20 protein-coding genes are annotated in these 23,046 nt (G+C 63.0%); 12 read left to right on the top strand and 8 right to left on the bottom strand.

What is annotated here, in order from left to right:
• Positions 1 to 3,589, top strand: a 3,589-nt coding sequence (gene metH, locus ABWY06_RS08110) for a methionine synthase (RefSeq protein WP_353925059.1), incomplete at its 5' end; no start/stop codon positions are given.
• A 70-nt stretch (positions 3,590 to 3,659) separates the two neighbouring features.
• Entirely contained in the window at positions 3,660 to 4,538 is an 879-nt protein-coding gene (locus ABWY06_RS08105) for an alpha/beta hydrolase (protein ID WP_353925058.1), read from the top strand.
• 82 nt (positions 4,539 to 4,620) lie between these two features.
• On the opposite strand, the gene ABWY06_RS08100 is transcribed toward ABWY06_RS08105, so the two are convergent.
• Positions 4,621 to 5,493 (bottom strand): ice-binding family protein, encoded by an 873-nt coding sequence (locus ABWY06_RS08100; RefSeq protein ID WP_353925057.1) that lies wholly within the window; start codon positions 5,491 to 5,493, stop codon positions 4,621 to 4,623.
• A 406-nt stretch (positions 5,494 to 5,899) separates the two neighbouring features.
• Here ABWY06_RS08100 and ABWY06_RS08095 point away from each other — a divergent pair, with 406 nt between their 5' ends.
• Positions 5,900 to 6,553 carry a potassium channel family protein gene (locus tag ABWY06_RS08095; RefSeq protein ID WP_353925056.1) on the top strand — a complete coding sequence of 218 codons (654 nt, stop codon included), beginning with the start codon at positions 5,900 to 5,902 and terminating at the stop codon, positions 6,551 to 6,553.
• 121 nt (positions 6,554 to 6,674) lie between these two features.
• Here the strand turns inward: ABWY06_RS08095 and ABWY06_RS08090 are convergent, their stop codons facing one another.
• The 3 genes from ABWY06_RS08090 to ABWY06_RS08080 form a co-directional block, all read right to left on the bottom strand.
• Positions 6,675 to 7,601 (bottom strand): ice-binding family protein, encoded by a 927-nt coding sequence (locus ABWY06_RS08090; protein WP_353925055.1) that lies wholly within the window; start codon positions 7,599 to 7,601, stop codon positions 6,675 to 6,677.
• 518 nt (positions 7,602 to 8,119) lie between these two features.
• The gene (locus ABWY06_RS08085; protein ID WP_353925054.1) at positions 8,120 to 8,422 is read right to left on the bottom strand and encodes a DUF1883 domain-containing protein; all 303 of its coding nucleotides are present in this window, start codon (positions 8,420 to 8,422) and stop codon (positions 8,120 to 8,122) included.
• A 70-nt stretch (positions 8,423 to 8,492) separates the two neighbouring features.
• Positions 8,493 to 8,795: a hypothetical protein gene (locus tag ABWY06_RS08080; RefSeq protein WP_353925053.1), complete on the bottom strand. Its 303-nt coding sequence runs from the start codon at positions 8,793 to 8,795 to the stop codon at positions 8,493 to 8,495.
• Positions 8,796 to 8,891: 96 nt separating this feature from the next.
• Here ABWY06_RS08080 and ABWY06_RS08075 point away from each other — a divergent pair, with 96 nt between their 5' ends.
• A complete protein-coding gene (locus ABWY06_RS08075) occupies positions 8,892 to 10,259 on the top strand; it encodes an FAD/NAD(P)-binding protein (RefSeq protein WP_353925052.1) in 1,368 nt (455 codons plus the stop codon).
• Between the two features lie 82 nt (positions 10,260 to 10,341).
• Entirely contained in the window at positions 10,342 to 10,569 is a 228-nt protein-coding gene (locus ABWY06_RS08070; RefSeq protein WP_353925051.1) for a DUF2970 domain-containing protein, read from the top strand.
• A gap of 2 nt (positions 10,570 to 10,571) precedes the next feature.
• Here ABWY06_RS08070 and ABWY06_RS08065 read toward each other — a convergent pair whose 3' ends face one another.
• The gene (locus ABWY06_RS08065; protein ID WP_353925050.1) at positions 10,572 to 11,648 is read right to left on the bottom strand and encodes an ABC transporter substrate-binding protein; all 1,077 of its coding nucleotides are present in this window, start codon (positions 11,646 to 11,648) and stop codon (positions 10,572 to 10,574) included.
• A gap of 494 nt (positions 11,649 to 12,142) precedes the next feature.
• Between ABWY06_RS08065 and ABWY06_RS08060 the strand changes: the two genes are divergently transcribed.
• Both ABWY06_RS08060 and ABWY06_RS08055 read left to right on the top strand, forming a co-directional pair.
• A complete protein-coding gene (locus ABWY06_RS08060; protein ID WP_353925049.1) occupies positions 12,143 to 13,801 on the top strand; it encodes a nitrite/sulfite reductase in 1,659 nt (552 codons plus the stop codon).
• Positions 13,785 to 14,282 (top strand): DUF934 domain-containing protein, encoded by a 498-nt coding sequence (locus ABWY06_RS08055; protein ID WP_353925048.1) that lies wholly within the window; start codon positions 13,785 to 13,787, stop codon positions 14,280 to 14,282. Before ABWY06_RS08060 ends, ABWY06_RS08055 begins: the two co-directional genes overlap by 17 nt.
• A 58-nt stretch (positions 14,283 to 14,340) precedes the next feature.
• Here the strand turns inward: ABWY06_RS08055 and ABWY06_RS08050 are convergent, their stop codons facing one another.
• Both ABWY06_RS08050 and sohB read right to left on the bottom strand, forming a co-directional pair.
• On the bottom strand, positions 14,341 to 15,330 hold the full coding sequence (locus ABWY06_RS08050; protein WP_353925047.1) for a YhdH/YhfP family quinone oxidoreductase: 990 nt from the start codon (positions 15,328 to 15,330) through the stop codon (positions 14,341 to 14,343).
• A gap of 12 nt (positions 15,331 to 15,342) precedes the next feature.
• Positions 15,343 to 16,368, bottom strand: a complete 1,026-nt coding sequence (sohB, locus tag ABWY06_RS08045; RefSeq protein WP_353925046.1) for a protease SohB — start codon at positions 16,366 to 16,368, stop codon at positions 15,343 to 15,345.
• A gap of 220 nt (positions 16,369 to 16,588) precedes the next feature.
• On the opposite strand from sohB, the gene ABWY06_RS08040 reads away from it, so the two are divergent.
• From ABWY06_RS08040 to ABWY06_RS08025, 4 genes are all read left to right on the top strand, one after another.
• The gene (locus tag ABWY06_RS08040) at positions 16,589 to 17,299 is read left to right on the top strand and encodes a histidine phosphatase family protein (protein ID WP_353925045.1); all 711 of its coding nucleotides are present in this window, start codon (positions 16,589 to 16,591) and stop codon (positions 17,297 to 17,299) included.
• 59 nt (positions 17,300 to 17,358) lie between these two features.
• Positions 17,359 to 17,673 (top strand): SCP2 sterol-binding domain-containing protein, encoded by a 315-nt coding sequence (locus ABWY06_RS08035; RefSeq protein WP_353925044.1) that lies wholly within the window; start codon positions 17,359 to 17,361, stop codon positions 17,671 to 17,673.
• Positions 17,674 to 17,938: 265 nt separating this feature from the next.
• The gene (locus tag ABWY06_RS08030) at positions 17,939 to 19,006 is read left to right on the top strand and encodes a phosphotransferase family protein (protein WP_353925043.1); all 1,068 of its coding nucleotides are present in this window, start codon (positions 17,939 to 17,941) and stop codon (positions 19,004 to 19,006) included.
• Between the two features lie 43 nt (positions 19,007 to 19,049).
• Positions 19,050 to 19,817 (top strand): SDR family oxidoreductase, encoded by a 768-nt coding sequence (locus ABWY06_RS08025; RefSeq protein WP_353925042.1) that lies wholly within the window; start codon positions 19,050 to 19,052, stop codon positions 19,815 to 19,817.
• Between the two features lie 160 nt (positions 19,818 to 19,977).
• Here ABWY06_RS08025 and ABWY06_RS08020 read toward each other — a convergent pair whose 3' ends face one another.
• Positions 19,978 to 21,498, bottom strand: coding sequence for a Fic family protein (locus tag ABWY06_RS08020; RefSeq protein ID WP_353925041.1), 1,521 nt, complete (start codon positions 21,496 to 21,498; stop codon positions 19,978 to 19,980).
• A gap of 457 nt (positions 21,499 to 21,955) precedes the next feature.
• Here ABWY06_RS08020 and ABWY06_RS08015 point away from each other — a divergent pair.
• The coding region (locus ABWY06_RS08015) for an IS4 family transposase (protein ID WP_353925040.1) at positions 21,956 to 23,046 on the top strand (1,091 nt) is incomplete at its 3' end.

Genomic DNA, 23,046 nt, shown 5'->3' with positions numbered 1-23,046 from the left:
GGAAGAACACGACTACCGCGGCAAACGCTTCGCCGACTGGCCGAGCGACGTCAAGGGCAACAACGACCTGCTGGTGCTCACCCGCCCGGACGTCATCGGAGCGATCGAAAAGGAATACCTGGACGCCGGCGCCGACATCCTCGAAACCAACACCTTCAACGCCACTCAAGTTTCCCAGGCCGACTACGGCATGGAAGCGCTGGTGTATGAACTGAACGTGGAAGGCGCACGCCTGGCCCGTCAGGTCGCCGACGCCAAGACCCTCGAAACGCCGGACAAGCCTCGCTTCGTCGCCGGCGTGCTCGGCCCGACCAGCCGCACCTGCTCGCTGTCCCCGGACGTCAACAACCCCGGTTATCGCAACGTCACTTTCGACGAACTGGTGGAGAACTACACCGAAGCCACCAAGGGTCTGATCGAAGGCGGTGCGGACATGATCCTCATCGAAACCATCTTCGACACCCTGAACGCCAAGGCGGCGATCTTCGCCGTGCAAGGCGTGTTCGACGAGCTCGGTTTCGAGCTGCCGATCATGATTTCGGGGACCATCACCGATGCGTCTGGTCGGACCTTGTCGGGCCAGACCACCGAAGCGTTCTGGAATTCGGTGCGTCACGCCAATCCGATCTCGGTCGGCCTGAACTGCGCGCTGGGCGCCAGTGAACTGCGTCCGTACCTTGAAGAACTGTCCAACAAGGCCGACACCCACGTGTCGGCGCACCCGAACGCGGGTTTGCCGAACGAGTTCGGTGAGTACGACGAAGCGCCCGCCGAGATGGCCAAGGTCGTCGAGGAGTTCGCCCAGAGTGGCTTCCTCAATATCGTCGGTGGTTGCTGCGGCACAACCCCGGCACACATCAAGGCCATCGCCAACATCGTCGCCAGCTACGCGCCGCGCGCCATTCCGGACATTCCAAAGGCCTGTCGCCTGTCGGGTCTGGAGCCGTTCACCATCGACCGTAGCTCGCTGTTCGTCAACGTCGGTGAGCGCACCAACATCACCGGTTCTGCCCGCTTCGCCCGCCTGATCCGTGAAGACAACTACACCGAGGCCCTGGAAGTCGCCCTGCAGCAGGTGGAGGCCGGCGCCCAGGTGATCGACATCAACATGGACGAGGGCATGCTGGATTCGAAGAAGGCGATGGTCACCTTCTTGAACCTGATCGCCGGCGAGCCGGACATCTCCCGCGTGCCGATCATGATCGACTCCTCCAAGTGGGAAGTGATCGAGGCCGGCCTCAAGTGCATCCAGGGCAAGGGCATCGTCAACTCGATCTCCATGAAGGAAGGCGTCGAACAGTTCAAGCAGCAGGCGCGGCTGTGCAAGCGCTACGGCGCCGCGGTGGTGGTCATGGCCTTCGACGAGGCCGGCCAGGCCGACACCGCCGCGCGCAAGCGCGAGATCTGCCAGCGCAGTTACGACATCCTGGTCAACGAAGTGGGCTTCCCGCCCCAGGACATCATCTTCGACCCGAACATCTTCGCCATCGCCACCGGGATCGAGGAACACAACAACTACGCGGTCGACTTTATCGAGGCCTGCGCCTATATCCGCGACCACCTGCCCCACGCCCTGACCTCGGGCGGGGTGTCCAACGTGTCCTTCTCGTTCCGCGGCAACAACCCGGTGCGCGAAGCCATTCACTCGGTGTTCCTCTACTACGCGATCAAGAACGGCCTGACCATGGGCATCGTCAACGCCGGTCAGCTGGAAATCTACGACCAGATCCCGCAGCAGCTGCGCGACGCGGTCGAGGACGTGGTGCTCAACCGCCATGACGGCGCCACCGAGGCCTTGCTGGCCATCGCCGACGACTACAAGGGCGACGGCAGCGTCAAGGAAGCGGAAACCGAGGAATGGCGCACCTGGAGCGTGGTCGAGCGGCTCAAGCATGCGCTGGTCAAGGGCATCACCGCCTTTATCGTCGAGGACACCGAGGAATGCCGTCAGCAGTGCGCGCGGCCGATCGAGGTGATCGAGGGCCCGCTGATGGCCGGCATGAACGTGGTCGGCGACCTGTTCGGCGAAGGCAAGATGTTCCTGCCCCAGGTGGTCAAGTCTGCGCGGGTGATGAAACAGGCGGTGGCTCACCTGATCCCCTTTATCGAGCTGGAAAAGGGCGACAAACCGGAAGCCAAGGGCAAGATCCTGATGGCCACGGTCAAGGGCGATGTGCACGACATCGGCAAGAACATCGTCGGCGTGGTGTTGGGCTGTAACGGCTACGACATCGTCGACCTCGGCGTGATGGTGCCGGCGGAGAAAATCCTGCAAACCGCCATCGCCGAGAAATGCGACATCATCGGTCTGTCGGGCTTGATCACTCCCTCGCTGGACGAGATGGTCCACGTGGCTCGCGAGATGCAGCGCCAGGGCTTCACCCTGCCCTTGATGATCGGTGGCGCCACCACCTCCAAGGCCCACACGGCGGTGAAGATCGAGCCCAAGTACCAGAACGACGCGGTGATCTACGTCACCGACGCCTCCCGCGCCGTGGGCGTGGCCACCCAACTGCTGTCCAAGGAGCTCAAGGCCGACTTCGTCGAGCGCACCCGCCTGGACTATATCGAAGTGCGCGAGCGCACCGCCGCCCGCAGCTCGCGTACCGAGCGCCTGAGCTACGCCGCCGCGGTGGCCAACAAGCCCAAGTTCGACTGGGCCGCGTACAAGCCGGTGGTGCCGAGCTTTACCGGCGTCAAGGTGCTGCGCGACATCGACCTGGCGACCCTGGCCGGCTACATCGACTGGACGCCGTTTTTCATCTCCTGGGACCTGGCGGGCAAATACCCGCGCATCCTCACCGACGAGGTGGTCGGCCAGGCCGCCAGCGACCTGTTCGCCGACGCCCAGGCCATGCTGAAAAAACTGATCGACGAAAAATTGATCAGCGCCCGCGCGGTGTTCGGCTTCTGGCCGACCAACCAGGTACAGGACGACGACCTAGTGGTCTACGGCGACGACGGCCAGCCCCTCGCCCGTTTGCATCACCTGCGCCAGCAGACCATCAAGCCCGATGGCAAACCGAACCTGTCCCTGGCCGACTTCGTCGCGCCCAAGGACAGCGGCGTGATCGACTATGTCGGCGGCTTTATCACCACCGCCGGCATCGGCGCCGAAGAGGTGGCCAAGGCCTACCAGGACGCCGGCGACGACTATAACTCGATCATGGTCAAGGCCCTGGCCGATCGCCTGGCCGAAGCCTGCGCCGAGTGGTTGCACCAGCAGGTGCGCAAGGAGTACTGGGGTTACGACCGCGACGAGGCGCTGGACAACGAGGCGCTGATCAAGGAGCAGTACAAGGGCATTCGCCCGGCGCCGGGCTACCCGGCCTGCCCGGACCATACCGAAAAGGGCACCCTGTTCGACCTGCTCAATCACGACAAACAGAGCGGCGTGTTCCTCACCGAACACTACGCCATGTTCCCGGCGGCCTCGGTCAGCGGCTGGTACTTCGCCCACCCCGAGGCGCAGTACTTCGCCGTGGGCAAGGTCGACCGCGACCAGGTCGACAGCTATACCGCGCGCAAGGGCCAGGCGCCGGAGGTCAGCGAACGCTGGCTGGCGCCCAATTTGGGCTATGACAACTGAGTCGGGCCCTACTGTGGACCAGGCGCGGGGCAGTTGACCTGCCGGCAGCGTTGCGGGCGGCCAACCGGCATTGCCCCTGCCGGTGAAGGCCCTGCCGAGCTGGCGTCAAGCGGCTGCCGCCCTGTTGGCGACAGTCCTGTGCGCCAGCCTGCTGCTCTACTGGGCGGGTTCCCGGATCTCCGCGCCGCGTAACCATGCCATCGGCGCGCCTCCGAGCGATTTCCCCGTGCAGGCGGTGCTGTTTGCCGACATGCACGGTTGGTGGGTAAAAGCCCGGCAACCCAACGGCCACTGTGTACTGCTGATGCACGGCGTCGGCGCCGACCGCACCAGCATGCTGGGGCGGGCACGCTGGCTGGAGACCCAGGGCTATTCGTCGCTGCTGTTCGACTTCCAGGCCCATGGCCAATCCCCGGGGTCACGTATCACCTTCGGTGCGCGCGAGGCCGGCAATGCCGCCGCGGCCCTGGCCTATCTGCGCGCCTCGGGGCAGTGCCGCAAAGTGGCCGCCATCGGCCAGTCCCTGGGTGGCGCCGCCAGTTTGCTCGGTGAGGGACCGATCCCGGTCGATGCCCTGGTTCTGGAAGCGGTGTATCCCAGTATCGAGCAGGCGATTTCCAACCGGCTGGCCATTCGCCTTGGCGAACCGGGGCGCTTGCTGACGCCATTGCTCGCCCGGCAGATTCCGCTGCGCCTGGGCATCGAGCTCGAGGCCTTGCAGCCCATCAAGGCCATTCGCCGCCTGCGGGCGCCGCTATTGATCATCGCCGGCGGGCGTGACCGCCATACCCCGGCGGCGGAATCACGCGCCTTGTTCGCCAATGCCCCGGCGCCCAAGGCGTTCTGGCTGATCGAGGATGCCGCCCATGTGGACTTTTACGCCCACGCCCCGCAGGCCTACGAACGAAGAGTGCTGGAGTTCCTCAGCCGATCGCTGCAAGCGCCCTGACGCTGCCAAGGCGTCACGACGCAGGCCTGCCAAACGGCCGCACGCCGCCGCTCAGGCGTCGGACAGCCTGAGGGCGACCGCGTCAGGATCGAGCGGCGTTGCGCTTGAGCATAAAGAACCCAGCCCCCACCAGCAGCGCCATCAACAGCGTCAGACTGCGCAGGTCAAGGGCGGGCGCCGCTAACACGGCCCCTGGCGGTAGCACATTAGGCGCGCACGCCGTAACGCTGTTGGTGTCCAGCGTCACCGCGCCATTACGCGCCAAGGCCCTGCCCGACAGGTTCGCCCCGGTGGTCAGGGTGATGCTGGTCAGCGCCAGGATATCCCCGGCAAACGAGGAACCGGTACCGAGCGTCGCGGAACTGCCCACCTGCCAGGTCAGGGTGGCCGGGCAGGTTGTTCCGCCACTGTTGGTCAACAGGATCGACGAGCCGCTGGCCGTGGTCAGCGTACTGCCGGTTCTGAACAAAAACTGCGCGTTCGGGTTGCCCTGAAAATCGAGCGTCAGGGCCCCGGTCAACTGGGCCGAAGTGGCAAAGCAATAGGTCCCGGGCGTCAGGGTGAGGCCACCCAGGTTCTGCCCCGTCAGGTCGACATCGCAGGCGGTGCCAGCGGCGGCGTTATAGTCCGCGGTCAGCTCCACCTGCGCCTGGGCGGCAGCCGCATCGGCAGCGTGAATCGTGCCATTCACTATCCCTGGCGGGAACCCGGTCACCGAAGAGCCTGGAGAAACCCCCAGATCGCCGGTCACCACGCTCGGCCCGGTATTGGTCATCACCGCGCCGGCCAGTACGCCGAAGGTTTGCACCGTAGGCCCCAGGGCAAAAGCCGGTAACGGCAGGAGCAGTGTCGCCAGCAGCCCACCCAGTGCCCGGCGGCCGCTGACACCGCGCCCTTGCTTCACCGCACTGCGGAGGGGAGCGGCGATAAAACCCGGGGCGCGCATATTTTTCATAGATAGCCTTTATTTTAATAATTAGTCAGTTAGCAGCAGGAGATAGTAGGCGCCCCGCGTCTGAAATGTGCGAAATTCGGACGTTGGCCTTAAAACCCGGCAAAAAACCAGATTCCGCGCGACATGCGGCTGACCCGGCACCTGGCAGGGAGAGGTCGAACCGCTGCTCTACATGACCGCTGACCCTGGCCAGTCTTGACTCAGACTGGCACCCATTGTCCGGCCAACTTGGTTTTGCCCAAGGGACAGCGACTGGGTAGACCCGGTCGGCACGTGATCCGTCGCACACCCTCCAGGGCCAACCCATCGGCTAAATGGGCGATAATGGTGGCACTGCAGCAACCCCGTACGCCCCTTGCGCTGGTTTCGTTACGCGCACGACAATCAACGACCCATCAGGATACTCATGTCCCCCCTCACCTATCTGGTCCGCCACCCGTCCGCGGGTCTGCTGTTCGTGCAACTGCTCGGTGTGCTGCTGTACCCGGCGATGGAGGACACCCAAATCGGCCGCGCCCTTTTTGGCGCCTTCGGCCTGGTGGTGCTGGGGCTGGCCCTGCATGTGGTCAAGCGCAGCCCGGTGCAGACCTGGGTGGCCACCGTGCTGGCCCTGCTGGTCCTGGCGTTGTCGCTGGTCGACGTGCTGCTGCCCACCCCCTGGCTGAAGTGGCTGATCAGCATGGTCGAGGCCGTGTTCTACTTATACGCGACGGCCAGCCTGATCGCCTATATGACCGCCGACCAGCACGCCACCACCGATGAGCTGTACGCGGTTGGAGCGACCTTTACCTTGCTGGCCTGGGCCTTCGCCCATCTCTACAGTGTCTGCCAATTGCTGCTGCCCGGCAGCTTCGCGGCGATGCTTGAGCCACAAGCGGCACGGACCTGGATGGAACTGATGTTCCTCAGTTTCACCACGCTTTCCGGCGTCGGCCTGGGCGATATCGTGCCGCTGACACCCATGGCCAGGGCGTTGGTGATGATCGAGGAATTCGCCGGGGTCATGTACCTGGCGCTGGTGGTGTCGCGCCTGATCGCCCTGACCGCGATCAAGCGGTAGATTGGGCTGTGCAGTTGAGAAGCACGGCGTGGCTTACGGGCAAACCTTGGCCACCCTAACCGAACAAGATCGTCAATGAAGGCGCCAAGGCTCCCTTGGCCTCGGTCATCCGCCAGCGGCATCAGGCGCGAAGGCGATTGCGCTTGAGCATAAACAGCCCAGCGCCAACCAGCAGCGCCATCAGCAGCGTCAAACTGCGCAGGTCAAGTGCGGGGGCCGGCAACACGGTCCCTGGCGGTTGCACATTGGGCGCACACGCCGTAACGCTGTTGGTGTCCAGCGTCACCGCGCCATTGCGCGCCAAGGCCCTGCCCGCCAGGTTCGCACCGGTGGTCAGGGTGACGCTGCTCAGTGCCAGGATATCCCCGGCGAATGAAGAACCAGTACCGAGCGTCGCCGATGTGCCCACTTGCCAGGTCAGGGTGGCCGGGCAAGTTGTTCCGCCACTGTTGATCAACAGAATCGAAGAGCCGCTGGCCGTGGTCAGGGTACTGCCGGTCTTGAACAAAAATTGCGCGTTCGGATTACCCTGAAAATCGAGAGTCAAGGTCCCAGTCAACTGGGCCGAAGTGCTAAAGCAATAGGTGCCAGGTGTCAGGGTGAGACCACCCAGGTCCTGCCCGGTCAGGTCGGTATTACAGGCGGTATTGGCAGCGGTGGTGTAATCCGCCACCAATTCAAGCTGCGCCTGGGCCGCTGTGGCATCGGCCGCGTGAATAGTCCCGATCACCACTCCTGGCGGAAACCCGATAATCGAATTCCCAGGCGAGACGCCCAAATTGCCGTTTACCACGGTCGGGCCCGTATTGGTCAACGTGGAGCCCGCTAGCGCACCAAAGGTTTGTACGGTGGGACCCAGGGCGAAGGCCGGTCCCGCCACGAGCAAAGGTGCTAACAGCCCGCCGATCCGCCACCAGCCGGTCAAACGCCGCAACTGAACCATGGCGCGTGTACTAACCCCTGCAGATGAGCTGGGAATGCATGAAAGCTTCATAAATAGCCTTTTCTCGTAGTCGGGGCGGCAATCGCAGCTGATAGTAGGCGCCATTTTAAAATATGCAGAAAATTTAGGCCCCCGAACACGAAAATACCGCCACGGGGTCGGGGTATGATTTCATCTTGGTATCAATCGCTTTAGTTCAAGGACAAAGCAGATTCGCCTTGCGGGCGTGAGCCTTCGCCATGCCCGCGAAGACAGGAAGCCAGTCGCTTGCCCCTATGAGGCTGCAGGCACTGCTCGACAGCACCGTGCCCAGCGTCACAGTCGCCGTAGCATGGCCGGTACTGGATACCCGCCTGCGCGGGTATGACGGTCTATAGGCAAGGTGCCGTTTCCGAGCTGGGTGAAGTCTGTGAAGGGGGCGGCCCGACACGGCTCGGCTGTACTCGCCGAAGGAAGTACACCCGTGCAGGGTCCGAGGTGGCGGCCAACAGCGGCGAGCTGCCACGGACGGCGCGTCGAGGCCGCCCTACACCCTCGTCATTGGGTAACGCCAACCAGCCCTGGGACAAGCGCCATAGCGGTGGGTCAGAACCAGCCACCCCAGTGCGCGGGTGGCCCGTCGCTTAACGCAATTGCGAAGTGGACTTGCGGACGATCTTGATCGAATGGGTCAGGCTCGGCTTGCGAGTCAGGCTGACCGCCTTGCGCGTCACGGTGTCGATGGTGATATTCCAGAAACCACTGCTGGGCACCGCGATCTTCGCCGGGAATTGGTCGAAGGCGCCGCCGTGGTAGGTGTGACGCCCGCCATTCTTGAAACTGCGGAAATTCGCATCGTTCATCAGGCGAATGTTGCAAGGTTGCGAGCACTGGATGACGACCAGGTCGTCTTCGTTCAGGTGTTCGCGTTGGTGTATAAATTTCATCGACCGCTCCACGGCGCTTTTTTGCAGGCCGCTAGAATACCACAGCCGCCCCGCGTGCCCGGTGGTGGGGCTAAGGTCTGCGTGGCGCCACCTGCACCCGACCGCCCTGCATGCCCCGCTCATCGACACCCTGGGTGACATTACCGAGTACCCGCGCGCTACCCTGCTGGTTGACGCTGGGGCCATGGCCGGTGCCCGTGGGCCTGCCGCCGTAGCTGTCGTAACTCTGCTGGCGCGACGAGGTGCTGATGCTGCCACTGGCTCCGGGACTGATATAGACGCGCTCGACCACGGTGACGGAGGCCGGATCGGCCTGCGCCCCGGCGCTCAGCTCCAAGCCCATCAGCACCAGCAGAAAACGGAGGGTGTTCATGACGACCTCGGTGTGTGAAGTATATTTCTATCCTACCCTACTCCCGGATGGACCAGCCTCTGGTCGCTGTATCTTGCACAAGGACAAGCGGTGACGATGGAACGTATTGCAATCATTGGCAGCGGTTTTTGCGGCAGCGCGTTGGCCATCCAGTTGCTGCACCAGGCAACTCGCCCCCTGAGTATCAGCCTGATCAACCGTTCCGGTCGATTCGCCCGGGGACTGGCCTATGGCACCCGCTCGAGCAGCCACATTCTCAATGTCCCGGCCGAGCGCATGAGCCTTTTTCCGGGACAGCCCGGAGATTTCCTGGAATTCGCCCGCACCTTCTGGCCGGCCGCGCAGCCTGGGGATTTTTTGCCTCGCCAGCTCTACGGCGATTATCTGGAGCATCGGCTCGAACAAGCGATTGCCCTTAGTGGCGCCCAGATCAACTTTGAACGACGGCATGCCCAGGTCAGCGACCTCAACGAGCATGATCGGGGGCTGCGCCTGCAGCTGAGCGACGGCACGGCCCTGGAGGTCGACGCCGCCGTGATCGCCACCGGTAACTTCGCGCCAGCCACCCCGCCGGCATTGGCCGCGCTACGCGGCGATCCACGCTACGTGGAGGATCCCTGGGCCCCAGGCGCCCTCGCGGGCATGGCACCCGAGGCGCGCATCGTGCTGCTGGGCACTGGCCTGACCCTCTTCGACATGGCCCTGGCCTTGCAGGACCAGGGCCATCGGGCACCCTTGCTGGCCGTGTCGCGCCGCGGCCTGTTGCCCCATGCGCACCGCGACAATGTCCGAGCCCCTCGATTGCCCACGTTACCCGCCGGGCTGGACCCCGCAGTTGGGCTTGGAGACTTGCTGACGGTGATACGTCGCTGGGCAACCGACGCTGTCCAGGACGGTTACGATTGGCGAGATGCGTTAGCCGCACTGCGCCCTGCGACCCCCGCGCTGTGGCAAGGCCTGGATGCGGCGGACCGCCGTCGGTTTCTGCGCCACCTGCAGCCCTATTGGGAGGTGCACCGCCACCGCGCGGCGCCCAGCGTTGCCCGGCGAGTGACCGACTTGATCGCCAGCGGCGGACTGAGCATCCAGGCCGGCAGATTGTTCGCCAACCAGGATCTGACCCTGACACTTCGACCACGAGGTCAGACCGTGGGCAAGGAACTGCCGTTCGATCACCTGATCAACTGCACGGGCCCCTGCAACGATTTGCGCGCCCTGGAAGAACCCCTGTTCGCTGCACTGCAGCACAGCGGCCAGATACGGCCCGATCCCCTGAGCCTGGGCGTGGAGACGGCGGCCGACTACCGCGTGCTGGATGCCAGCGGCCGGCCCCACCCACGACTGTTCCTGCTCAGTCCCATGCTGCGCGCACGTCACTGGGAAAGCACCGCGGTGCCGGAGTTGCGCGAACACGCGCAACGCCTGAGCCGGCTATTGCTGGCGGCGACCCCACGCATCGATTGAATACAGGATCACTTCCAGGTATTGATTGTCACTGGCAGTGGGCGCCATCAGGGCCTGCGCGCCCCAGTCTCAGGAGGACAGGATGCAGCGGATCACCCCGTCAGACCCCAACAAGGCGCCCACGCTCTGGCAGATGCTGCACAGCGTGCTGGCGGCCGCATTCGGCGTACAAAGCGGCAAGAACCGCGAGCGGGATTTCACCCAAGGCAAACCCAGTCACTTCATCATCCTGGGCCTGCTTTTTACCCTGGTGTTCGTGCTGGTGATCTTCGGCGTGGTCAAACTGGTCCTGCACCTGGCCGGGGTTTGACCTCAACGCAACAGCGGACTCAGGGAAAAGTCATAGGCCGATAATTTCGGCCGATAGAAACGACTGAAACGCTTGAAGTCCAGACCAAAGTCGGCGCGCCCCAGCCGCGTGCTCAGCCGCGCGCTTTGCTCGGCACCGAGCAGCATAAACAACGGCAGGACACGGTCCTTGCCGCCGTAGCCGGCAAAATCCAGCCCGGCGTGGTAGTCGTGCAGCAGCACCATCGCCCAACCACCCAGAGTGAAATGGCCGGTAACCAGCACCTCGATTTCACCTTTCAGGTGCGCCCGTAGCACTTCCGCGGAGTTATTCAGCGCCGACAGATGCAGATCCTGCCCGGGCAACCGCCCCAATTCACGCGCCGCCTGCATCACGCCAAACGCCATCTCATCGTTGGCGGCCCAGATCAGCTGGGTCTGCGGGTAGCGGCGCAGCAATGCCAGCCCCTGCTCATGGGCGCGAGCACGTTGCCATTCACCGTACACCAGTTGTTGCAACTTGATCTCGGGATGCTCGGCCAGGGCCCGTGTCAGCCCCGCCTCACGCAACGAAGCAGAGGGCGTGTCGCGCCCGCCGGAAAACGCCAACATCGTCCAGGGCTGCCCTTTGGCGAGGGTGATCAATGCCTGGCCCATCAGATAGCCGCCTTTTTCGTCGTCGGGTACCAGGCTGCCGATCCAGTTGGGGTAGTGCTCCCGGGTGCCCCCGACCCGGCTCTGTTGTTCCGCGGTCAAGGTGCTGTGCAGGGAGAACAGCTTGACCGGCTTGTGGGCAAACAGGCGCAGCAGCTCAGGGCCGACATAACGCTCGTTGACGAACACCAGGTAGTCCGGCGGGTTCTTTGATGCGAGCACCTGCCGCGCGTTGTCCAGCAGTCGTTCCGGGTCGCGAGCCCCATGCAGCACCTGCAACTGCACGCCCAGGTCATCGGCGGCCGCCTGCATGAACTGTATATATGTGACCCAGAAGGGTTCGTCGGCGTGCCCCGGGCTCAAAAACACCACCGAGGCCGGCTTGGCGGCGACAGCCGTCGCCAGGCCCAGCACTAGCAGCAGGATCCACGGCAGGACTCGATTCATGACACTCACACTCATGGACAACAGTGCAAGTATATCGGGTTGTGGAATGGCGCTTTGCCTTCATTGGAGGTAGGCAAAAAAATGCCGATTACCGTGGCGCGGCAATCGGCGGGGTTGTTCAGCGGCGCGCAGCGCCTTACTGGTGGCTGACCCAGAACACCGCGGTGGCCACCGCCAGCATGATCAGGGTAAAGATGGCAAAGGCGTCGGCCCGGCTGTCGCTGTTGTCTGGTTCGGTGTGATCGATCATGGCGTTCCCCGTAGCGCTATTGTTGTGGTTATCGATGGATCGCCATGCAGTTAAGACCAGATACGCCATCGGCTCAAGCGAGAGGAGCGCGGCCGCCCATCTGCTTATCGGTTTTGGTTATTTTCATATGCGAAAACATCACTTTTGCGCATAACCCCCAACTGCTATCGTGCCCCGGCTCCGCCAAGGAGTGCGCGGCCGTGCGCGCGGATTCGCTACAAGCAGCCTGAAAACAGGACACTTCATGTACGTATATGACCAGTACGATCAACAGATCATCGAGGACCGCGTCAAGCAGTTCCGGGATCAGACCCGCCGCTATCTGGCGGGCGAGCTGAGCGGCGAAGAATTCCGCCCGCTGCGCCTGCAGAATGGCCTGTATATCCAGCGCTACGCACCCATGCTGCGCGTGGCCGTCCCCTACGGGCTGCTTTCCAGCACCCAGGTACGCAAGCTGGCGCAGATCGCCCGGGATTACGACAAGGGCTACGCGCATATCAGCACCCGGCAGAACGTGCAATTCAACTGGCCCGAGCTGGAAGACGTGCCGGAAATCCTGGCCGAGCTCGCCACCGTGCAGATGCACGCGATCCAGACCAGCGGCAACTGCATTCGCAACACCACCACCGACCAGTTCGCCGGCGTCGCCGCGGACGAGCTGATCGACCCGCGCCCCTGGTGCGAGCTGATCCGCCAGTGGTCCACCTTTCACCCCGAGTTCGCCTACCTGCCGCGCAAGTTCAAGATCGCGGTCAATGGCGCGGTCAGCGATCGCGCGGCCATCGAGGTGCATGACATCGGCCTCGAGGCGGTGCATAACGACGCTGGCGAACTGGGCTTTCGGGTATCGGTCGGCGGAGGCCTGGGGCGCACCCCGATCGTCGGTTCCTTTATCAACGAATTCCTGCCCTGGCAGCACCTGCTCGGTTACCTGGACGCCATCCTGCGGGTCTACAACCGCTACGGCCGGCGTGACAACAAGTTCAAGGCGCGGATCAAGATCCTGGTCAAGGCCCTGGGCGCCGACGTATTCGCCGAGCGGGTCGAGGCCGAATGGGCTCACCTCAAGGACGGCCCCAGCACCCTGACCGAGGCTGAAGTGCAGCGCGTCGCCGCGCATTTCGTCGATCCGGCCTACCACGCCCTGGACGACCAGGCCGTCGCCCTGGCCCAGCTCGACGCCGAACACCCGGGATTCGCCCGCTGGCGCAGCCGCAACGTCGTGGCCCACAAAAAGCCCGGCTACGCCGCGGTCACCTTGTCGCTCAAGCCCACTGGCGTGGCGCCCGGCGACATCACCGACAAGCAGCTCGACGCCTTGGCCGACCTGGCCGACCGCTTCAGCTTCGGCGAGGTGCGCAATTCCCACGAGCAGAACATCATCCTGGCCGACGTCGAGCAGGGCCAGCTGTTCACCCTCTGGGGTGAGCTGCGCGAACAGGGCTTCGCCACGCCGAACATCGGCCTGTTGACCGATATCATTTGCTGCCCGGGCGGGGACTTCTGCTCCCTGGCCAACGCCAAGTCGATCCCGATCGCCGAGGCCATCCAGCGCCGCTTCGATGACCTGGATTACCTGTTCGATATCGGCGAAGTGGACCTGAATATCTCCGGCTGCATGAACGCCTGCGGCCATCACCATGTCGGCCACATCGGCATCCTTGGCGTGGATAAAAAAGGCGAGGAGTTCTACCAGGTCTCCCTCGGCGGCAGCGCCAGCCGTGACGCCAGCCTGGGCAAGATCCTCGGCCCCTCGTTCGCCCAGGACACCATGCCCGACGTGATCGAAAAAGTGATCCAGGTGTATGTCGACCAGCGCACCGATGATGAACGCTTTATCGATACCTTCCGCCGTATCGGCATCGACCCCTTCAAGGAGCGTGTATATGCAGCGAATCATTAAGGGCGATCAGGTGGTCGACGAAACCTGGCACCTGCTGCCGGCGGACACCTCGTTGGATGGCCTGTCCAACTGCGATGACCTGATCGTGCCGCTGAACCTCTGGCGCGAACACGCCCGTGCCCTCCAGGCCCGCGATGGCGGCCTGGGAGTCTGGCTGGAAAGCCATGAGGAGGTCGAGGAACTGGCCGAGGACCTGCAGCACTTCCAGGTGGTGGCGTTGAATTTTCCGGTGTTTACCGACGGCCGCCACTACTCCAGCGCCCGCCTGCTGCGTGAGCGCTACGGCTATAGCGGCGAGATTCGCGCGATCGGCGACGTACTGCGCGACCAGCTGTTTTTCCTGCGCCGCTGCGGTTTCGATGCCTTCGCCGTGCGCGCCGACCGCGACCCGCACGAGGCCCTGCTGGGCCTGCAGGATTTCGCCGAGGTCTACCAGACCGCGGCCGACCAGCCGTTGCCGTTGTTCCGCCGCCGCGCCTAAAGGCTGGTGAAATAAAAAAGCCCCGTTAAACGGGGCTTTTTTATTGCTGCAAGCCTGCTCAGGCCAAGCTGACCAGAGTCCGGCCGACCAGCTCTCCGGCGAGGATCTGCTCGATCGCCCGCGGCAGCTGCGCCAGGTCGATTTCCCGTACCTGGCCGCTCAGGTCGAGTTTCCATTGCAGGGACAATCGGTCCCACATGGACGCCTTGACCACCATGGGCAACTCCACCGAGTCGACCCCCAGCAAGTTGACCCCGCGCAGGATAAACGGCAGCACGCTGCCCTGGAACGCAGTGCCGGCGGTCAGCCCGCAACAGGCCAGGCTGGCGCCATAGCGCAACGACTTGACCGCGTTGAAGAGGATGTAGCCGCCGACCGTGTCGACCGCCCCGGCCCATTGCTCCTTGAGCAGTGGCCGCTCGCTGCCGGCTTGCAGCGCCGCACGATCGATTACCCGGGCCGCGCCCAGCCCCAACAGGAAGGCGTGCTGGTCGGCCTTGCCGCTGCACGCCACCACTTCGTAGCCCTGGCTGGCCAGCAAAGCCACGGCGATGCTGCCTACGCCGCCAGTGGCACCCGTGACCAGCACCGGGCCGGCACCGGCCTCCAGGCCGGCCTGCTCGAGCTTGTCGACGCACAGGGCCGCGGTCAGCCCGGCCGTGCCGAGCATCATCGCCTCCTTGAGCGACAGGCCCTGAGGGCGCTTGATCACCCAGGCCGCGGGCACACGGATAAATTGGCCAAAACCGCCGGCGGTGTTCATCCCCAGGTCATAGCCGGTGACGATCACCTCGTCGCCCGGGGCGAACTCGCCGACACTGGACTCACTGACCACCCCCGCCGCATCGATGCCCGGCGTATGCGGATAATTGCGCGTCACGCCGCGGTTACCGCTGGCCGACAGTGCATCCTTGTAATTGAGCGACGAATACTGCACGCGGATCAGCACCTCACCCGCCGGCAGGTCGGCCCAGGTGCGCTCGACCAACCGCGACTCGAAGGCGCCCGCGGTGCCTTCCGTGACCAGCAATGCCTTGAAGCTGTCCATGGGCTCTCCCGATTACCAGAAACGTTGTTGATAAAGCCGGCTCCACCAGCTGAGGATCAACCGGTCGAGGGTCAGGCTGGCGGCCAGGCCGACCCGTTCCTGCAGGCTTTTTTTCTCGGCGTAGTGCAGTTGATAGAGCTCCGCGCTCTTGGCCCGTTCCGCCAGGTACTCGTCGCTGGTTTGCAGGTCGTCGACCAGCAATTTGCCTTGTGCCGCGAGGCCCAGCCAGACTTCGCCGGTGGCGATCTCATCGATGTTCAGCTGCGGCCTATAGCGCGCGACGAAACCCTTGAACAGCTCGTGGGTAATTTCCAGGTCTTCCTGGAATTTCTCCCGGCCCTTGTCGGTGTTTTCGCCAAAGACCGTCAGGGTGCGCTTGTACTCGCCGGCGGTCAGCACCTCGAAGTCGATCTCGTGTTTTTTCAGCAGGCGATGCACGTTGGGCAGCTGCGCCACCACCCCGATGGAGCCGAGAATGGCGAATGGCGCGGAAATGATCCGGTTGCCGATACAGGCCATCATGTATCCACCGCTGGCCGCGACCTTGTCGACGCACACCGTCAGCGGTATGCCCGCCTGGCGCACACGGGCCAACTGCGACGACGCCAGGCCGTAACTGTGGACCATGCCGCCGCCGCTTTCCAGACGCAGCACCACCTCGTCCGCGGCGGTGGCCATACTCAGCAGCGCGGTAATTTCATGGCGCAGGCTGTCGGTGGCGGAGGCCTTGATATCGCCGTCGAAGTCCAGCACGAACAGCCGCGGCTTGGCCGCCAGGCCCTGTTTCTTCGCCAGCTTGGCGGCCTTGGCCTCGACCTTGCGCTGCTGCTTGAGCAGGTCCTTGTCCAGCACCGCCTGCTCCAGGCGCTGGTGCAGGGTTTTGTAGAAGTCGTTCAGGTGGACCACGTTCAACTGGCCGCTGCCCTTGCCACGGCCCCGCCCGCGCACGGACGCGAAAGCCACCAGCAGTACCAGGATCGCCGCCACCAGGGTCACAGTCTTCGCCAGGAACCCGGCGTACTCCATTAGAAATTCCACCCGTACCGCCTTCTTTGTGTGCGTGACGCCGCTCACCGGCGAGCGCGCTGTCCATCACCCCAGCATACCGGCGCGCTCGGTCGCCGGCCAGCCATGTGCCGCCCTGCCCTGCGCACCCATCCATTGGCCGGCAATTCAAACAAGCGTATGTTTTTTCGTTGACAGGGCCTTTTGATCCTCATACCCTCGCGAAACTTCACCGAAGCGGAATTACCCGGACGTGGGCAGCATCTACCTGATTCGACATGGCCAAGCTTCATTCGGCGCCGACGACTACGACGTGTTGTCGCCGTTGGGTGTCCGTCAGGGCGAATTGCTCGGCGATCACCTGGCCGAACTGGGTATCCACTTCGATCGCTGCCTGAGCGGCGACTTGCGCCGCCAACAGGATACCGGCCGCGCCGCCTTGGGTCGCCTGCACGCTGCGGGGCAGACGCCCCCCGCGCTGGAAACCGACAGCGCCTTCGACGAATTTCCGGCCGACGAGGTGATACGCGCCCATCTGCCCGACCTGCTCCACGTCGAGCCCGACGCCTTGCATATCCTGCGTAACGCCGCCAGCCACCGCGCCGAGTTCCAGCGCTTGTTCGCCCAGGTCATTGACCGCTGGGTCTCGGGCGAGCATGAAAAAGACGGGCTGATCAGCTGGCAGGGTTTTCTCGAGCAGGTGCAAGGCGGCTTGCAGCGTGTGCTGCAGCAGGCCCAGGGGCACCAGCGCATTGCCATCTTCACGTCCGGCGGGACCATTTCCGCCCTGCTGCAATTGATTATCGGCCTGCCGGCCATCAAGGCTTTCGAGCTGAACTGGCAGATCGTCAACACCTCCCTCAGTTGCCTGAAGTTTCGCGGCAACGAGGTAGCGCTGGCCTCCTTCAACAGTCACGTACACCTGCAACTGTTGAAGGCGCCGGAACTCATCACCTTTAGGTGAGCACCGGCCCACCGCGGCCAGTCTGGCCGCCAGACAAAACCCGAAAAAAGGATAGAACCATGACCACCGTTGCCGACATCGTCAAAAGCATGCAAGCCAAATTCAACGCCAGCGCCGCTGCCGGCCTGGACCTGGTGTTCCAATTCAATATCGAAGACGGCGACAACCACTATGTGGTCGTCAAGGACGGCACCTGCGACGTGCAGAAAGGCGACGCCGACAACGCCAACGTCACCCTGATCATGAGCACCGAAACTCTGGTCGGCATCATGACCGGCGAAACCGACGGCATGCAGGCGTTTATGGGCGGCAAACTGCGCGCCGAAGGCGACATGATGCTGGCGATGAAACTGGGCGAACTGTTCCCGGTTTGATTGCAACGCAAGTGCACCCTGATGCCGCGTAGCGCGTTGGCCGGGCTGTCGAAACACGGCCCAGCGACTAGGCTGAACGGGTGACCCGAAACCGGAGTTTTCAGACTCCGGTTTTTTTTCGCCTGCCGAAAAGGGCAACGATCAGGCCAGCTGATTGGCCGGCAACACGGGGGTCTATAACGGCCCGCAGTGCTTGTGGGCGACTGAGGCCAGTATTAAATTAACCAATAGTCTCGCACGTTGAAAATAAGCAGAAGGGATAAGCATGGCGCTCACCGATCAATCCACCCGCATCCGTGAAGGCGAGGAACTCGACGCCCAGGTTATCGACCACTACCTCAAGGGCCATATTCCCGGCCTGGCGGGCGAGCCGCGGGTCAGCCAGTTTCCCGGCGGCGCATCGAACCTGACCTACCTGCTGGAGTACCCCGACCAGGAATTCGTGCTGCGCCGGCCGCCCTTTGGCCACAAGGCCAAGTCCGCCCACGACATGGGCCGCGAGTACCGCATCCTCAACCAGTTGCGCGAGCGCTTCCCCTACTGCCCCAAGGCCTATGTGCACTGCACGGACCCGGCGGTGATCGGCGCCGAGTTCTATGTGATGGAACGGGTCAACGGCATCATCCTGCGCGCCGACCTGCCGGCCGAGCTGAACCTGGACGCCGAGCGCACCGGCGCCCTGTGCCGCAGCTTTATCGACAAGCTGGTCGACCTGCACAACGTCGACTACCAGGCCTGTGGCCTGGGTGACTTGGGCAAACCCGAGGGTTATGTCCAACGCCAGATCAGCGGCTGGAGCGACAGGTATGAAAAAGCCCTGACCCCCGACGCCCCGGCCTGGGAAGCGGTCAGAAGCTGGCTGAACGACAAGCTGCCCGCCGACCACCCCAAGTCGAGCATCGTGCACAACGACTACCGCTTCGACAACGTCATCCTCGACCCGCACAACCCCATGCAGATCATCGGCGTGCTGGATTGGGAGCTGACCACCCTCGGTGATCCGCTGATGGACCTGGGCAATACCCTGGCCTACTGGATCGAGGCCGACGACCCGGCGCCGGTGCAGCTGATGCGCCGCCAGCCAAGCAACGCCCCAGGCATGCTTAGCCGCCGGGAATTCGTCGACTACTACGCCGAGCGCTCGGGCATCCGCATCGACAACTTCGACTTCTACTACACCTACGGCCTGTTCCGCCTGGCCGGTATCGTGCAGCAGATCTACTACCGCTTCTACCACGGCCAGACCCAGGACAAACGCTTCGCGCAGTTCGTGCACATGAACAAGCTGCTCGAGCAGATGAGCCTGCAGGTGATCAGCAAATCCACGCTCTGACGGCAGTCGCTTCGCGGCGTCCACTCACATTCAAGGGAAGACCATGTCCAAGACCCAATTGTTCGACCTCGACGGCAAGATCGCTTTCGTCTCCGGCGCCAGCCGTGGCATCGGTGAAGCCATCGCCAAGCTGCTGGCCCAGCAAGGCGCCCATGTGATCGTCTCCAGCCGCAAGATCGAGGGCTGCCAGGGCGTGGCCGACGCCATTGTCGCCGCTGGCGGCCAGGCCACCGCCATCGCCTGCCATATCGGCGAGATGGAGCAGATCCAGAACGTGTTCGCCGAGATCCGCGAGCGCTTCGGCCGCCTGGATATCCTGGTCAACAACGCCGCGACCAACCCGCAGTTCTGTAACGTGCTGGACACCGACCTCTCGGCCTTCCAGAAGACCGTCGACGTCAATATCCGCGGCTACTTCTTTATGTCCATCGAAGCCGGCAAGCTGATGCGCGAACAAGGCAAGGGCAGCATCATCAACGTCGCCTCGATCAATGGCGTGTCTCCCGGGCACTTCCAGGGCATCTACTCCATCACCAAGGCCGCGGTGATCAATATGACCAAGGTCTTCGCCAAGGAGTGCGCCGGCTTCGGCATCCGCTGCAACGCCCTGCTGCCGGGCCTGACCGACACCAAGTTCGCCTCGGCCCTGGTCAAGAACGACGCCATCCTTAACGTCGCGCTGCAGCAGATCCCGCTCAAGCGCGTGGCCGATCCCAGCGAAATGGCCGGCACCGTGCTCTACCTGGCCAGCGATGCCTCCAGCTACACCACGGGCGTGACCCTGAACGTCGACGGCGGCTTTCTCTCCTGAGACCCGTTGCCGCACAAAAAAAGGAGCCGTAAAGGCTCCTTTTTTATAGCGCAAAACAACCCGCCCCCCCGTAGGAGCGGCTCATGGCCGCGAAGGGTAATCATCTCTCGTGGAGATCCGGTTTCTGGCGCAGGGGTATTCAGGGTCTGTCCCTGAATACCTACAGAGTCACCTCAGATTCAGGTGCTTGCGACGCATGCAGATCGGCGTAGATGCTCTCTGCTAGCGCAATATCCTCATCCGTCAGGTGCAGGAACAAGCCCGTCCGCTTACGCTTAGAAACACGCCCGCCGTTCTCATAGATCACAGCGATAAGCAGTTCAAGATCTCGGTTCGACAGATCCAGCTCGCGATTCATTTGCTCTTTGAATCTATCACGACGGACGAGATGGTTGACCTCATCACGCATGAGCCCATCCAGAACTCGCGCAGCGCTTTTATTGACCTCGCCCTGCAGATCCGTGAAGTCCAAGTGGGCGAACAGATGGGCGTGCGCCTCATCCAGTTCAGGGTCACTGGCCAAGTCCCGCCGGTGGTACTGCGTAGCGCTAAGTAGCCGCCGTGACAGCGCATCGAGCATGCCGATATAACTGTCCAGATTGACCAGAAGGCCGGCGGAGATAGGCATGATGATGCCCTGCAGCCTGATGCCTTCATTGGCCAGGATATCCTGCATGATAAAGCGGGACAGCCGGCCGTTGCCGTCCATGAAAGGATGGATGTAGATGAAACTGTGCGCGATCGCGTTTAGCTTCACTAGCGCAGGGGCATCACTGCGCATGACGCGCTCACGCATGACGAACCACTCCTCCATCATCTCAGGCACTGTTTCCGGCCTCGGCGGGATCAGGTGGATGAGATCCCCGCGCCCGAGCCAATTCTGCAGGTGCCTGTATGCACCAATGGACGGATCGGGACGCCCCGTACCGAGGGCTATCCGATGAATCTCGAACAAAAACTCTTCGTCTAGTGGGCGCTGGCCCGCCTGTTCAAGCACTCGTACAAAACGCAAGATTCGATCAGGCGCTGGGCGCTCGTGCTCGATCTCGTATGAGCTGCGAGTCTCGGTCGTCAGCAGGTACTGCGCCGCTCGAGTAATTTCGCTGACTGAGAAATCAACCATCTGGTCATGCATGCGCTCGACTATCTGCGCATTCAAAAGACTATCGTCTGTCCAACTCTGACGTGTAATCAGAGCTGAAAGCTGCGGCGTCCCCAAAAGATTCATCCGCACGCGATGTCTGCGCGACATCTCCTCTGGACCGGTGAAATACTTCTCCGGCGCAAGCAAGTGCTCATAGGGAATGTTCTGGGCTGTGTCCGGCAGCGGCAACTGATGGCCTGCAATCTGCTCGCAGATGTACCAGAGCCGGCGCAGATAGCCGCTGGCTGGTTTCTCAACGATTGCAGCAGCTAGATCATCCCGGACGGTGGGAATTTGGAAAGCGCGTTCCAGGACCCCCAGATTGACCCCTTCGTACGAGAGCGCAAACAGCATTTGATCGATGGGGCGATGCGCTCTGGCATAGCCCTTGGTGAAGACCTCTACCTTCGCGCCACCAGCGGGCTGAGAGAGCGCCGGGCGAGAGCCTATGACACACTCATGATCAAGCGACGCACAGCGAAGATCGAGGGCGTTGATCAGCCAACTGTATCCGGCTCGCTCAATGGGTGGTCGCATGTAGAATTCCCTATAGGAGTCACAGGAAAATTATAATCTACACGACTTCCTGTGAAAAAATTATAGCTAATTGCCGTGCCATGAGAATGACAGGGCTGGCCAAGGTGACGGCTAACGGGGTCAGAGAGCCAAAGGTGACGGCTAAGGGGTTCAGGGCAAAGAGTCGGAGCTAATTATTTTTCACTCCGACCCTGTAGCTCGGTAGCTCACCTGCTTGGGAACGACCGCTTTCACACCTCGATCGCCAGGCAGCCGGGGCTGCTCGGCATAGTATCTGGGCCCTGGGCGGCCAGTGGTTAAAAAGAAATCACTCCAACCTTAACAGCAGCGTTATTCGGGGTCTGTCCCTGAGTGATCCCCACAAAAACTCGCGACCGCTCAAACGCTTGGGCTTGAAGACGTCTGCATGGGCGAGCACCTTGGTTGTCGCCAAACACACCAAGCTCCCGTGATCCCCATGCAGACCGTTCGATTTTTACACGCCGCTCTCGCACAAGCACTCCCCACCGTTCACGCTCGTCGCCTCACGGCCCTGATGTGCACCGTGGCAGCCCTGCTTCAGGGCCACCGCCTGACCTTGACCGGGCTGGGCCGCGCCATGCCTGGCTCGGCGTACCCCAAACACGCCATCAAACGTGTCGACCGCCTGCTGGGCAACCCGCACCTTCACGCCGAGCGCCCGCTGTTCTACTGGGCGATGCTGCGCGCCGTACTCGGCGTGTTGCAGCATCCGCTGATCCTGGTCGACTGGTCCCCCATCGATGCACCCGGGCGCTACTTTTTGCTGCGTGCCGCGCTGCCCGTGGCCGGGCGTTCCCTGGCGGTTTACGAGCGGGTGCACGACCGCGAGGGCTGTCCCCGCTGCCAAAGGCAATTACTGCAGGCGTTGGCCGCCCTGTTGCCCGCGGGCTGCACGCCGATCCTGGTCACCGATGCCGGCTTTCGCCGGCCCTGGTTGCAGGCCGTCCAGGCCCAGGGTTGGTACTACGTCGGACGGGTGCGCAACCGGGACCTTTACCGAGTCGGTACGCAGGCTTGGGCTCCGGTGACCGGCCTGTATGCCCAGGCGAGCGCGTCGCCCAAGGCGCTGGGGACGGTAGAAATGACCCGCAATCATCCCTTCATCACGCGCCTGTACGGCGTGAAACAACCGGCCCATGGGCGCCGGCACCGGCGCATCAGTGGGCGTATCGCGCGCGATAAACGCAGCCGCGTTCATGGGCGACGCGAACGCGAGCCCTGGTTGTTGGCCAGTAACCTGCCTGAGTCCCAATGGAATGCGGCTCAGGTGGTGGCGCTGTACAGGCGCCGCATGCAAATTGAGGAAGGCTTTCGTGACGTGAAAAGCGCACCGCTGGGACTGGGTCTCGAGTTGCACCGCAGCCACTGTCCCAAACGTATCGAGGTGCTGTTGTTGATCGCCGCGTTGGCCAACTACCTGATTTTGTTGGTGGGTTTGCAGGCGCGCCAGTTGGGCCATGAACGGCGCTTCCAGAGCAACAGCCTCAGGCGTAAGCGGGTCCTGTCGCTGTGGCGCTTAGGCCTGGA

It is taken from the genome of Pseudomonas sp. (assembly GCF_040514055.1).
Classification (GTDB): domain Bacteria; phylum Pseudomonadota; class Gammaproteobacteria; order Pseudomonadales; family Pseudomonadaceae; genus Aquipseudomonas.
This window is presented reverse-complemented; position numbering and strand designations above follow the sequence as displayed.